Raw genomic sequence first — 14202 nt, forward strand, 5'->3', positions numbered from 1 at the left:
AAACCCGGTGGACATTCTTTTTTGCGCCCCGCCCTTTATGCAAACGCTCTCTTCTCTGCATCATTGAATAGATGATAACTTATAAGTAACTTTACAAACGTAAATAAAGCCACAATAAGCAAGCTTCCCAAGAGCCTGCCTATTCGTTTTATTTTTTATCGATAGACAATTAGCATGAAATATTACCTTATAGCTGGCGAAACTTCAGGCGACCTACATGGCGCAAACCTTATCAAATCGATTAAAAAACACGACCCCGAAGCAACTTTTGATATCGTGGGCGGCGATCTCATGTCTGCTGCGGCAGAAGCAAAGCCGTTAATCCACACCTCTCAAATGGCTTTTATGGGCTTTATAGAAGTATTAAAAAACTTAAACACGATCCGAAAAAACCTCGCAACAGTCAAGGCCGATTTAGCACAAAAAAGCCCCGACACCCTTATATTAATAGACTTCCCGGGCTTCAATTTAAAAGTTGCTGCCTACGCCAAAAAACTAGGTTTAAAAGTCTATTACTACATCTCTCCAAAAATATGGGCATGGAATCAAGGGCGGGTTCATAAAATAAAAAGACTGGTCGACCACATGTTCTGCATACTCCCCTTTGAAGTCGACTTTTACAAAAGCTTCAACTACGAGGTCGACTACATCGGCAACCCGCTGCTCGATGCGATATCGGCCTACTCGTTTAACGACAATTTCAAGCAGGACAATAAACTTCCCGACCGGCCCATCATTGCACTCCTTCCGGGGAGCCGACAAATGGAAATCGAAAAGATCCTGCCCGAGATGGTCAATCTGTTTTATCTTTTCCCGGCCCATCAGCTCGTTATTGCCGGTGCGCCCAACTTCTCGGCAGATCATTACAAAAAATACACGGGCGACCTGCCTATTCCCGTTGTTTTTAATCAAACCTACGACCTCCTAAAGCAATCCGAAGCTGCCGTTGTCACCAGTGGTACAGCCACCTTAGAAGCCGGTATCCTTAAAATACCACAGGTAGTCGTTTATCGGGCCAATAAAATAAGTATACTCATTGCCCGTGCTGTCATTAAAGTCCAGTTCATCTCGTTGGTCAATCTTATCAATAATTTTCTCTCTGTCCGCGAGTTAATACAAGACGACTGCACCACCCGCAGCATCGCCGACGAGCTAGCGCTACTCCTCAACGACAAAGACCACCGTGCGAGTGTCTTAGAAAACTACGAACTGCTTGCCGAAAAATTAGGCGAGCCCGGCGCATCTGAAAGAGCAGCCAAACTCATTGTTGGCTATAGTAAAAATAATACGTTTTAATTAAACCTTTTGCAAGACATTGTATTCTAAATTATAAACAGTTAAAATTTGAGCATTATGAAATATCCACGCATCAACAACTATTTAGTACTACTAGTCTTCGCACTATTGCCTTTTTCAATGATTAAAGCACAAGATTTAAAAATTGAAAAACTTGTACTCAACAAAAAGGAAAAAAAGACCTTCAATAAAGGTGATTCGACCATGACTATTCATATAGACACCTTAATTATGCGCGATCGTTCTTCGCTACAGTTCTTTGGCAAGAAAGATATAAAACTAACGGTAGGTTATGCAGAAATTGGCAACAGAGCGTTTATCAATGGTGTGGCTGCTCAAAACAATGCCACCAACTTTGATATTGACATCAATTTCAACAAACTGGGCTCGCTCTACATCATAGCACGTGGCATCGATGCCATGAATGGAACCAAAACTTTCCCTAACGGTGATGGCGGCATCGTCAACCTCACGTACGACAGCCAAGGCATACAGCCACAGTCTGAAAACCGAAAAGGAAAAAACTACTTATACATTGATGTTTCTGCCGGCGGACGCACCACAAACCCTACTTCCGATCTGAGCCAAATCTACTCGCGTATTGCGATATCACCAGGCGGTCTACGTGGCCTACCACAAGGACAGATCTACTCGGGTTCTTACGGCAAAGAAGGCAAATCAACCATAAAAAGTAAATAATATTCATATTTTATATACCCCTTAACATTTTTAACACAGCCCTATGAAGCAGCTTTATTTCTTGTTATTTCTCATCACACTTATTCCCCTAGGAGGTAAAAGCCAAGAAATCATTAAACTGACCGAGAAAGAAGGTATAAGTTTTAGAGGAATTGCTACCTATAAAAATCATGCGGTATGGGTCAGCGGAAATAAAGGCACCGTCGGAAAATCGTTAGATGGGGGCACCACATGGTCTTGGGTTTCTCCTGTAGGCTATGAAGAGTTTGACTTCCGGGACATTGAAGTTTTTAACGACAAAGAAGCGCTGCTACTCAGTGCAGGCTCGCCAGCCATTATTCTGCGCACAGCCAATGGCGGCCAAAGCTGGACAGAGGTATACCGAGACGAAAGCCCTGCTATTTTTTTTGACGGCATGGACTTCAAAGGTAAAGAAGGCTTTGTGCTAGGCGATCCTATCGACGGCCTATTTCAGCAACTACAAACCCGAGATAAAGGAAAAACCTGGAAAGATGTCAGCAATTTCATGTTCTTCTTTGCCGACGAAGGTGAAGCTGCTTTTGCTGCCAGCGGAAGCTCTGTGTTATACCTAAACAACAATGTTTGGCTAGGTACAGGTGGCAGCACCGCCAGCATCTTCAGAAGGAATGAAAAAACGCTCTATATGGAGAAATTTCATTGCCCCATCCTTCAAGGCCAACCAAGCCAGGGTATTTTCTCCATCGATTTTATCAATGATAAAACCGGAATCGCTGTAGGCGGCGACTATATGGACGATCAAAACAAGTCAAACGTAGTTTTACTAACGTACGATGGCGGCGAAAACTGGATTGCCCCTACCACTTCCACGGGAGGCTTCCGCTCTGCTGTCAAATATATCACAGCCGATCTGCTTATCGCTACAGGCACATCCGGCACCGATATCTCCAGCGATGGGGGTAAAAACTGGAACACTATTTCTACCGCAAGCTATAACAGCATTGCTCTATCCAAATCGGGGCGCCACGCATTCCTTACGGGCAGCAACGGCGATATTGCAAAAATTATATTCAAAAAATAATTTACAATTGGTCGTAAAAAAGTAAAGGGCTTCATCAGATGAAGCCCTTTACTTTTTAAAAACACAAAATTATGCAAGTTGTTTATCTAATTTCTCAACCAATACTGACTTTGGCACTGCACCAATTTGTTTATCTACGATCTCGCCATTCTTAAAGAACAACAAAGCAGGTATATTACGTATACCGTATTTTACAGAAATCTCTGGATTATTATCCACATTAACTTTTCCTACAACTGCTTTACTTTCATATTCCTTAGCAATTTCATCAACCACTGGCCCTACCATACGGCATGGTCCACACCACTCTGCCCAAAAATCAATTAAAACTGGCTTATCCGATTTTAATACAAGCTCTTCAAAATTGCTATCTGTAATTTCTAATGCCATAATATCTAAATTTATATTTTTTCTACTACTAAATTATACAAAGATAAAAATTTGATTATAGATAATAGTCATATCCCATTCATAAATTTCTATATGCTATCAATTTAATCTATAATTTATGCCTTCCAGTTTTTCCAGCCCATCCAAAAAGTCATTTGTCAAGTTTATCCTCAACGACTTAGCAGGCATCTCTATCGCCAGCTCATCTTGCACATCCAAAATTTTAAACTTCAACTGGCAGTTTGATTGTTCGCCCTCTATCTTCGTTGCTTCTACCAACTCGTGTACTTTCATCACCAATTGATCATTTAACAAATGCAAAGGCAAGTTTATCGTAAATGATTTGGCCATCTTTTCACGCAAGTCCGAAAGCAACTGTATGTTCTTCATCTCAAAGCCCCAATTGCCAACCTGCTTAAAGCGCTCCTGCACCAATCCTCTAATTTGCACAAAGAAACCTTCCTGCAAATACCCCTTAAACTTCACGTAGTCTTCCCCAAACACCATAATCTCAAACGAGTCGCTATAATCTTCAATAATAAACGAGCCAAAAGGCTTGCCAGATTTAGCGATCCGGTGGTTTGCGGCTGCTATAATCCCGCCTATTACCACCTCCTTATTCTTTATGCGGTTAAAATCAATCAGCACTTCATCCTCCACTTCGTTCGCCTTCACCTTATTAATCAGCTGCAGGTCGCGGACATTATTAAAGCAAAAATGCTTTATTTCAAACTTATAATTATCCAGCGGATGGCTCGTTAAGTAAATACCGATAACATCTCGCTCATACTTCAATTTCTCTATCAGCCCCCAAGGTGCACAAGGCGCCAATACTGGCTCTGGCAATTCTGTCGCTGCCGACCCGCCAAACAAACTTGCCTGCGCCGAATTCTCGTTCTCTTTAAATCGCTGGCCAAAACGTATAGCCTTTTCCAGGCCTGTAGAATTCTCGTCCACATTAAAGTACTGCGCACGGTGCATATCTTTAAAGCTGTCAAAGCCACCGGCATAAGCCAAACTCTCAAACGCCTTTTTATTGGCCGACCGTAAGTCAATACGCTTGGCCATGTCAAAGACCGAACGGTAAGGCCCGCCCTCTTTCCGTGTCTGCACGATCGTATCCACTGCCCCTGCGCCAACGCCTTTCACGGCACCCATACCAAAACGCACAGCCCCCGTATCATTCACGGTAAACTTATAATGCGACTCATTCACATCCGGTCCTAAAACCTCCAGCCCCATTCGCCTACACTCCTCCATAAAGAACGTCACCTGCTTAATGTCATTCATATTATTAGAAAGTACGGCCGCCATATATTCTGCGGGGTAATGCGCTTTCAAATATGCTGTCTGATAAGCAATCCATGCATAACAAGTCGAGTGCGATTTGTTAAAAGCATAGGAAGCAAAAGCCTCCCAGTCTGTCCATATTTTCTCCAGCACCTTCGGGTTATGCCCTTTTTCTGCTGCCTGCTGCACAAACTTCGGCTTCATCTCATCCAGTACGGCTTTCTGCTTTTTACCCATTGCTTTACGCAACACGTCCGCATCACCTTTCGAAAAGCCTGCTAGCTTCTGCGACAGCAACATCACCTGCTCCTGATAGACCGTAATACCATACGTCTCCTGCAAATACTCCTCACAGGCCTCCAAGTCGTATATAATAGGTTCCGTTCCGTGTTTACGCTTAATAAACGATGGGATATACTCCATCGGCCCCGGCCTATACAATGCGTTCATGGCAATCAAATCGGCAAAAACCGTAGGCTTCAAGTCCTTCATGTGCTTCTGCATGCCCGGCGACTCGTACTGGAACACCCCAATAGTCTCTCCGCGCTGGAACAGCTCGTACGTCAATTTATCGTCAATAGGAAAAAGGTCAGGGTCCAGCTCAATGCCATGCCTTAATTTGACGTTCACAACCGTATCTTTAATTAACGTTAAGGTCTTCAGCCCCAGAAAGTCCATCTTAAGCAAGCCTGCGCTCTCCACCACCGAGTTATCAAACTGGGTTACGAAAAGCTCCGAATCTTTCGCCAACGACACGGGCACGAAATTGGTAATATCATCCGGCGTAATAATCACCCCACAGGCATGCACGCCTGTATTTCTCATCGACCCCTCCAATACACGTGCCTGCTTAATTGTCTCGGCTTCTAGCCCTGCGCCATCTGCCAACGACTTAAGCCTATTTACAGCTTCCAGCTCTTCCGATCGTAAAACATCTTTCAAGCCTTTATCATCCAATGCAAAGATCTTATTCAGCTTTAAATTCGGTATCAGCTTCGCAATCTCATTCGCATCCTGTAAAGGTAGGTCCAACACCCTTGCTGTATCTTTTATCGACGATTTAGCCGCCATCGTGCCGTATGTAATAATCTGCGCCACCTGCGAGGCACCATACTTATCAATCACATACTGCATCACCCTGCCCCGTCCTTCATCATCAAAATCCACATCAATATCGGGCATCGAAACCCGGTCCGGGTTCAAGAAACGCTCAAAAAGCAAATCATACTGTATCGGGTCTATATTCGTAATCCCCAAACAATAGGCAACAGCAGAACCCGCTGCTGACCCCCTTCCCGGGCCCACCGAAACGTTCATATCGCGGGCGGCGGCAATAAAATCCTGCACAATCAAGAAATAACCCGGGTAGCCAGTTCTTTCTATCGTATCGAGCTCAAAGTCCAGCCGTTCACGAATGGAGTCTGTTATCTCCTCATATCTTTTCTCCGCCCCTTGATAGGTCAAATGTCTTAAAAATGCATTCTCCCCACGTTTGCCCCCATCTACCTCATCCTCCGGAGAAACAAACTCTTCCGGAATATCAAATTTTGGAAGCAATACATCGCGGTGTAACGAGTAAATATCAATCTTATCTAAAACCTCCTGTACATTAATAATCGCCTGCGGCACATCTGCAAAGAGCTTCTTCATCTCCTCGGCAGATTTAAAATAATACTCCTGATTGGGCAACCCAAACCTAAACCCACGGCCTCGTCCTTTGGGTGTCGAAAGTTTTTCGCCATCTTTCACACATAGCAAAATATCGTGTGCGTGGGCATCACCTTTGTTTACATAGTAGGTATTGTTTGTCGCAATCAGCTTCACATCATGCTTCTGGGCCAGCTCAATCAAGGTCACGTTTACCCGATCTTCATCTTCCTGCCCATGGCGCATCAGCTCTATATAAAAATCATCTGCAAACTGCTCTTTCCACCACAAAAGCGCTTCTTCAGCCTGTGCTTCTCCGATATTCAATACTTTACTCGGCACTTCACCCTGCAAGTTCCCCGACAGCACAATCAAGTTCTCTTTATACTTCTCTACGACTTCCTTATCAATCCGTGGCACATAATAAAAGCCCTCCGTATAAGCTATAGACGACATTTTAGCCAAGTTATGGTAGCCCTGTTTATTCTTCGCTAAAAAAACAACCTGGTAACCGTTGTCTTTCCTCGTCTTGTCCTTGCGGTCTTCACATACGAAAAACTCGCCCCCCACAATCGGTTTAATAATTCTACCTTTCGGCTCTTCGCCGTTTGCCACAGCTGCCGCATTTTGCGCTTCTATCCCTTTATTATGGCTTAATGCTTTGCTCACAAAGTGAAAAGCTCCCATCATATTACCATGGTCGGTCAGCGCTACAGCACCCATATTCTGCTTGGCCGCTGCATCCACCAAAGCATTAATAGAAATGGTCGATTGCAATACCGAAAACTGCGAGTGGTTATGCAAGTGTGCAAAGTCAGCTTCCGCAAAAGCCTGTTTCACGTCCGCATCTATAACCACTTTCGGGGTCTCGGGTTTTGTTTTCTTCCGAATGGCGTCAGATGCCGCCTTTAGGTTAATATGCTTTAAACCTACAGACTCTATTAAGCCCGGGTTTGCGGTCTTAAAGTCAACAAAATACCCCGTGTCCACCTGCAATTCCTCTGGTGTAAACACTTCCCTACGCACCAGCTCAAAGAAACAACGAGTCGTTGCCTCCACGTCGGCTGTTGCGTTATGCGCCTCTGCAAAAGGCACCCCAAATAAATAAGCGTGCAGCTCGGTCAAATTTGGCAATTTAAACCGCCCGCCCCGCCCTCCGGGTAGCTGCAATAAATTGGCTGTAACCTCTGTACAGGTGTCCAATACAGGCATGTCGGCCATTGGCGAATCAACCCCGTAACGGTGAAACTCACAGCCCATTATATTGACATCAAAGCCTACATTTTGCCCAACTACAAACTTTGCTTTCCCTAAAGCCTCATTAAATTTATGAATTACATCGACCAAGGGCACCCCGTCCTGCTCGGCAAGTTCGGTCGAGATACCGTGAATTTTTTCCGAATCGTAAGGTATATTAAACCCATCGGGCTTTATCAAATAATCTTCATGCTCGATAAGCCGTCCCATTTCATCATGCAGCTGCCATGCTATCTGTATACATCTCGGCCAATTATCTGTATCTGTAATCGGCGCATCCCATCTTTTTGGTAAACCTGTCGTTTCCGTATCAAATACTATATACATCTTAATCTCCTTTTCTCTCTACCTAATGAATATTTTCCAACTATTTTACGCCCGATATTTCGGCGCCTAATAGCCAAAACAAAGTTATAAAAATAAGCCTGCAATGCTTAGCTTTTCGGGCGCTTTTCCATATATTCAAATTAAAGCTTTACCTACAAATCGATTAGCTTTTATTTTCTACCAACACAGCCCGCCAAGCACATCACCCTCCACAACAGCTAAAACCACAAAACACACTAATTACCAACTGGTTAAATCAGATCATGAAAATACAAATATTCTTCAAGAAAAACAGCGCACAAACACCTATTTCTACGCACCCTACTTTTTTCAGCAGAGCAAAATACGTCTGCAAGAAATCAAAATAGGTGAAACTTTTTTCCTTTATTTTACCAATCTTTACCTAGGATACTATACCTTACGGATAATAGACCTACAATTACTAAAACAAATAACAAACTATGATGTTTTCAGCCCATACTTACCAGTCGCGAAGAAGTTTATTGCAAGACCGCATGTCAAGCGGTGTTTTACTTTTTTTAGGTAATATTGAAAATCCAATTAATTTTGAACACAATGTTTACCCCTTTCGTCAAGACAGCAGTTTTCTATACTATTTTGGTATACAACATGCACAGCTGGCCGCCATAATTGATATAGACGAAAACAAAACCATCCTTTTTGGCGACGAACTCAGCATCGATGATATCGTCTGGATGGGTCAACAGGAAAGTTTAAAAGAAAAGGCTTCCAAGGCAGATGTCATCGACGTGCTACCTAAAAAAGAACTCAGCGCTTACATCACGAAGGCACTGGCTAAAAATCAAAAAGTACATTTCCTTCCGCCCTACCAGTCGGTCAATAAAATATTATTAAGCGAGCTTCTGGCTTGCCCCATCTCGCAGCTTCAACCCTCTGTCGAGTTTATCAAAGCTGTAGTCGCTCAGCGCGAAATCAAGGAAGAACAAGAAATCGAGCAAATTGAAGAAGCCCTGCGTGTATCTACCGAAATGCATCTCCTCGCTATGCGCACAGGAAAAGCCGGCGTTAAGGAATACCAAATAGCTTCCGCTATACAGCAACATGCGGGCAGCAACGCTTGCGGCTTTGCCTATCCGCCCATTGTCACGATACATGGCGAAATACTACACAACTCCTATCAAGGGCACGAGCTTGCCAACGGCGACCTTCTGTTGAATGATTCGGGCGCAGAAACCCCTATGGGCTACGCAGGCGATCTGACACGTACATTTCCTGTTTCCGGCCGTTTCACCGACAAGCAAAAAGCGTTATACAACATCGTTTTAAATGCATTTATTACCGCTCGTGAGGCTTTAGCCCCTGGCGTAAAATTTAAAGACATCCACCTTTTAGCCTGCAAAACCCTAGTTGAAGGATTACAGCAGGTAGGCCTTATGAAAGGCGATGCTGATGAAGCTGTTAAGCAGCATGCGCACACCCTTTTCTTCCAATGTGGTTTAGGCCACATGATGGGGCTCGATGTCCACGACATGGAAGACCTCGGCGAGCAATATGTAGGCTACACCGAACTGGAACCTAAAGACACCAAAACCTTTGGATTAAAATCTCTACGTCTGGGCAAAGAACTACAAGAAGGCTTTGTTGTCACGGTCGAACCGGGTATCTATATCATCCCCGAACTGATCGATATCTGGAAGAAAGAAAACAAACTAGCCCAATTCATCAATTACAAATTGCTGGAAGAATACCGTGATTTTGGCGGTATACGCATCGAAGACAACTTCTTAATTACGGCCAATGGCTACCGCCTCTTAGGCCCAGAACTTATCAAAACAGTAGCGGAAATCGAAACTTATTGTTCTTCCAAATAAAACGACACGAAACATGAACATTAAATTTAAATTAGCACTCGTTTTATTTTACATACTAACGAGTTATCATGCCCAATCGCAAACACAATGGACGGCAGATGGCAACGCCTACTACCATTTTTCGAAAGAAGGAATTGAAGTCATCGACCTCCTGTCGCCCGATAAAAAAGAATTCTTTCTTACCGCAGCAGACCTTGTCCCCGAGGGGAAAAGCAAAGCCCTCGAAGTGCAAAGCTTTCAAGTAGCGCCCGACGGGCAGCGCCTACTCCTTTTTGCCAACACCAAACGTGTATGGCGGGAAAACACAAAAGGCGACTATTGGCTGTATGAGCAGGCCACTAAAAAACTAACACAAGTGGGCCAAGGGCTACCCGAATCGAGCCTGATGTTTGCTAAATTTTCGCCCGACGGGAAACGGCTCGCTTATGTATCTAAAAACAACATCTACATCGAGCAGCTCAGCGACAACAGCATCACGCAGATCACGACCGACGGAACCGACAAAATTATCAACGGAACATTCGATTGGGTTTATGAAGAAGAATTTGGCACACAGGACGGCTTCCGCTGGTCGCCCGACAGTAAAAAAATAGCCTACTGGAAACAAGACGCGCGTGACACCCGCTATTTTTATATGATCAACAATACAGACAGCCTGTATTCCTTCCTGATCCCTGTCGAATACCCAAAAGTAGGCCTTAAACCCTCTGCCACCTACCTCTGGACTTACGATTTAGCGTCTAAAAAACAGCAAGCCGCACAAATAGACGGCGAAGCCGACCAACATTACATACCCCGTATGGAATGGGTTAAAGACAGCAAATCCATCATATTGCAGCAACTTAACCGAAAGCAAAACAGCAGCAAGATTATCCTGTCCGACGTAGCCACAGGCCTATCGAAAACTATACACCAGGAAAACAGCGACGCCTGGATCGATATTAAAGCCCGTTGGAACGACGGCGACCCCAGCGGTTGGGACTGGATGAACAACGGTAAAGAATTTATATGGCTATCCGAAAAAAGCGGCTGGCGCCAGATATACAGCATTGACCTTCAGGGCAAGGAAAAACTGATCAGCCAAGATGATTTCGATGTCATCAACATTGCGCATATCGACAATGCATCGGAAACTATTTATTTTACAGCTTCGCCCTACAACGCCACGCAACGCTACCTCTATAAAGTGAGCTTTAAGGGCGGTAAAGCCGCACGTGTCACCCCTGAGGCCTACAGCGGCACCAACAGCTACCGCATATCACCGAATGGAAAGCTCGCCATATTCAACCACAGCAGTGTCCAGAGCTACAAGGGCGGAGCCATCGTATCGCTCCCTAAGCACCAAGAGCTTATGGCTGCCAAATCAAGCTTTGAAGCAGATCCTGCAAAACCACATGCCGAGTTCTTTCAAGTCACGACTGTGGACGGGATCACGTTAGACGGCTGGGTGGTCAAACCCATCGACTTTGACCCGAGCAAAAAATACCCTGTTGTATTCTACGTATACGGCGAACCTGCTTCACAAACCGTAACCGACAATTTCAATACCGGGAAAAACTTCCTTTATACAGGCGACATGCCTGCCGATGGCTACGTCTATGTATCTTTAGAAAACAGAGGAGCACCGGCCCCTAAAGGAGCTGGCTGGCGCCACTCCATCTACCGCAACATAGGTAGGGTCAATATTCGCGACCAAGCTATGGGTGCTATAGAAGTTTTCAAATGGGGTTTTATTGATACCAGCAGAGTCGCTGTATGGGGCTGGTCGGGCGGTGGTGCATCCACCTTAAACCTATTGGGCCAATACCCTGAAATCTACCAAACCGGTATCTCTATCGCTCCTGTTACCAACCAGTTGCTTTACGACAACATTTATCAAGAACGCTACATGGGGCTACCGCAAGAAAACGAAGAAGACTTCTTGAAGGGTTCGGCCATTACCTATGCAGGAAATGTAAAGGGCAACCTCTTAATTGTTCATGGCACCGGCGATGACAACGTACACTACCAAAATGCGGAAGTTTACATCAACGAACTCATTAAACACGAAATCCCGTTCCAAATGATGGCCTACCCCAACCGTAGCCACTCCATAAATGAAGGGGAAGGCACATCTGCCCATCTTGCAAAAACATTTACCAACTTTCTAAAAACCTATTGCCCTCCGGGCGCAAGGTAAACGCAGAAAGCTATTATACACATATTTCCTGCAGCAGAACAAACCCTTTGTATTCCGCTGCAGGAAATTACTTAGCGCTCCCGTCTCTTTCTACCTGCCCCACTGATAGCGCATACCTACCATATACCACCTTTTTGGTAAATACACAGCCGCCACCTCTTTATATGTTTCGTTCAACAGGTTGGTCCCCTCCACATAAAAATCCCAGCCATACACACGATAGCCCACCCGCACATCCGCAACAAAATAAGGATCATTAAGCTCGCGTTTTATCCAGCGTCCGCCTGCGGTAAAATCGAAGCCTTTCAACTGATAAATCCCTTTCAACAAAAACTGATGCTTTAAGCTCTCCACAATATACTTTGAGCTTATATCCTCGGCATAGCTCATTTCCTTTGGTTTTAAATAATTATAGCTCACATCATACTTAAACGAGCTGCCATCCGACATGCCAAACTGCTGCCCAAGATGAATACCTGCGCCCAACATTTTGTTTGCCCCAAAATTAAAGGGTTGGTAAGGCTCATTTTCATCATTGCGTATCCAGTCTACAAAATCGGTTATATTTCTATAAAAAACATTCCCCTGCACATAAACCTTCTTCTTTTCATAGCGCAGGCCCACTTCATATTGCCAAGCATTTTCCGACTTTAGATTGGGGTTTCCAATATTACCGGCCTGCTGTAAATATAAATCGGTATACGACGGTATACGTTGACTCGAGCCCGCACTCAACGAGGCTTTCACATGCTCGGTCAGTTCATAGCCCAGATCGATACCCGGAAACACCTGCCAGCCATACTGCGTATTGTAATTCAGGTATGTCCCGACATTCACGAGCAGGCGGTTTAAAGCTTCTGTTTTAAACTCGGCATACATGCCGTGGTTATAGCGGTCGTGATTGCCCAGATTCGTGCTTTTTATCTCTTCATACCTTGACTCCAGGCCCAGGCCCACATCCCCTAATTTGGTATTCAACACGCCGTTCAGTTCCGCCGCATACACATTGGTTTTATGCTCAGAGCGTGCCTTCGACAGGTCGTGGCGGAAATACCGGTAATCATCCTCATTATGCCTATAGCTTAATCTTGGCTTCAATATCAGCCTGTTTGCCAAACGGCTCGTCATGCCCAACGACAACATACCTGTCTGCACAACCTCATGCGACTCTTTATCGCCCGGGGCAGCATAAAAACCATTTGCTCCAAATGCATTATGTATATAGCCGCCCATCAGGTCGATACTATTCTCTTCGTTCAGCGTATATTTACCTTGATAAAACCCTTTTATATCTTCCGTTCCGCTATTGTAGCGTTGCCCGTTGGACTTGCTTGCCCCTATAGCTACTAGATTTTGCAGGCGCTCCGTCCCCATATTAGCTACGGCCTGTATGCTTCCACCTCCATACACACCGCTGCCATCGCCTGCATCCTTCCCCTGTAGGGACGAGCCCGCTTGCACCCGTACCGACACATCCTTACCTTTCTTTGCCTGCGTTATAATATTAATAGCTCCTGTCAGTGCATTAATGCCATACACCCGAGCGGCAGGTCCTTTCAAAATCTCTATCCGCTCTATAGCATCCAGGCTTACGGGTATATTCATCGAGTGGTGCGCCGTCTGCACATCGGACACCTTTACGCCATTAATCAAGATTAAGGCCTGCTCGAACGACCCTCCGTCAATACTGATATCTGCCTGCGCACCAAAAGCTCCCCTTTGCCGAACATCAACCCCCGGTATATAACTCAACACCTCATTAATAGATTGCACAGGCATCTTCGCAATCTCTTCCCGCCCAATAATCTGGATATTTCTATTTCGCTTACTAAACGGAATCTGCATGCGGTTTTCGGCAATCATTATCTCCCCTATGACAGTCGTGTCCGAAATGCCGGTCTGTGCTCGGCCTACGAACGAAACGCCCATTAAACAACCAATTAAAAATAGCTTATTCATGTTTAAAATTTTATTTTTCATATCACCTCTAAAAAACACCTATACTGCCCATAGCCCTCTTCCTAAGGGCGAGCGACCCGACGGGTATTTTTTTATCAGCAGCAAAAATGAACTATTTCCGGAACACTACAGTAGTCCGCTTTTCATCTTGTTGGTAGTCCGGTTTTCAAATACATCATTCTACACTATACAAAACGCCTGAGGAGTACTCATCCCCTACCTAATTCCCATTTACGACACCATAC

At 44.7% G+C, this 14202-nt stretch carries 8 protein-coding genes; 5 read left to right on the forward strand and 3 right to left on the reverse strand.

Annotated features, from left to right (window positions below; translation table 11 throughout):
• The first annotated feature begins 174 nt into the window (after window positions 1-174).
• The 3 genes from lpxB to ORI89_RS05280 are packed head-to-tail and all read left to right on the forward strand — an operon-like array spanning window position 175 to window position 3055.
• Window positions 175-1296, forward strand: coding sequence for a lipid-A-disaccharide synthase (gene lpxB, locus ORI89_RS05270; RefSeq protein WP_268229393.1), 1122 nt, complete (start codon window positions 175-177; stop codon window positions 1294-1296).
• A 57-nt stretch (window positions 1297-1353) separates the two neighbouring features.
• Window positions 1354-1995, forward strand: a complete 642-nt coding sequence (locus tag ORI89_RS05275) for a hypothetical protein (RefSeq protein WP_268229394.1) — start codon at window positions 1354-1356, stop codon at window positions 1993-1995.
• Between the two features lie 43 nt (window positions 1996-2038).
• Window positions 2039-3055: a WD40/YVTN/BNR-like repeat-containing protein gene (locus ORI89_RS05280; protein ID WP_268229395.1), complete on the forward strand. Its 1017-nt coding sequence runs from the start codon at window positions 2039-2041 to the stop codon at window positions 3053-3055.
• Window positions 3056-3124: 69 nt separating this feature from the next.
• Here ORI89_RS05280 and trxA read toward each other — a convergent pair whose 3' ends face one another.
• Both trxA and dnaE read right to left on the reverse strand, forming a co-directional pair.
• The gene (gene trxA, locus ORI89_RS05285) at window positions 3125-3445 is read right to left on the reverse strand and encodes a thioredoxin (protein WP_268229396.1); all 321 of its coding nucleotides are present in this window, start codon (window positions 3443-3445) and stop codon (window positions 3125-3127) included.
• Between the two features lie 99 nt (window positions 3446-3544).
• The gene (gene dnaE, locus ORI89_RS05290) at window positions 3545-7966 is read right to left on the reverse strand and encodes a DNA polymerase III subunit alpha (protein ID WP_268229397.1); all 4422 of its coding nucleotides are present in this window, start codon (window positions 7964-7966) and stop codon (window positions 3545-3547) included.
• Window positions 7967-8427: 461 nt separating this feature from the next.
• Between dnaE and ORI89_RS05295 the strand changes: the two genes are divergently transcribed.
• Entirely contained in the window at window positions 8428-9819 is a 1392-nt protein-coding gene (locus ORI89_RS05295; RefSeq protein WP_268229398.1) for an aminopeptidase P family protein, read from the forward strand.
• A 13-nt stretch (window positions 9820-9832) separates the two neighbouring features.
• Window positions 9833-11998 carry a S9 family peptidase gene (locus ORI89_RS05300; protein WP_268229399.1) on the forward strand — a complete coding sequence of 722 codons (2166 nt, stop codon included), beginning with the start codon at window positions 9833-9835 and terminating at the stop codon, window positions 11996-11998.
• 90 nt (window positions 11999-12088) lie between these two features.
• On the opposite strand, the gene ORI89_RS05305 is transcribed toward ORI89_RS05300, so the two are convergent.
• Entirely contained in the window at window positions 12089-13957 is a 1869-nt protein-coding gene (locus ORI89_RS05305; protein ID WP_268229400.1) for a TonB-dependent receptor plug domain-containing protein, read from the reverse strand.
• Window positions 13958-14202: the final 245 nt, after the last annotated feature.

It is taken from the genome of Sphingobacterium sp. UT-1RO-CII-1 (genome assembly GCF_026711005.1).
Taxonomy (GTDB): domain Bacteria; phylum Bacteroidota; class Bacteroidia; order Sphingobacteriales; family Sphingobacteriaceae; genus Sphingobacterium.

Bases quoted from the DNA above. Each gene is read 5' to 3' on its own strand.
- ORI89_RS05300 (WP_268229399.1), top strand. From the start codon at position 9,833: ATGAACATTAAATTTAAATTAGCACTCGTTTTATTTTACATACTAACG.
- trxA (WP_268229396.1), bottom strand. From the start codon at position 3,445: ATGGCATTAGAAATTACAGATAGCAATTTTGAAGAGCTTGTATTAAAA.
- dnaE (WP_268229397.1), bottom strand. From the start codon at position 7,966: ATGTATATAGTATTTGATACGGAAACGACAGGTTTACCAAAAAGATGG.
- lpxB (WP_268229393.1), top strand. From the start codon at position 175: ATGAAATATTACCTTATAGCTGGCGAAACTTCAGGCGACCTACATGGC.
- ORI89_RS05305 (WP_268229400.1), bottom strand. From the start codon at position 13,957: ATGAATAAGCTATTTTTAATTGGTTGTTTAATGGGCGTTTCGTTCGTA.
- ORI89_RS05275 (WP_268229394.1), top strand. From the start codon at position 1,354: ATGAAATATCCACGCATCAACAACTATTTAGTACTACTAGTCTTCGCA.
- ORI89_RS05280 (WP_268229395.1), top strand. From the start codon at position 2,039: ATGAAGCAGCTTTATTTCTTGTTATTTCTCATCACACTTATTCCCCTA.
- ORI89_RS05295 (WP_268229398.1), top strand. From the start codon at position 8,428: ATGATGTTTTCAGCCCATACTTACCAGTCGCGAAGAAGTTTATTGCAA.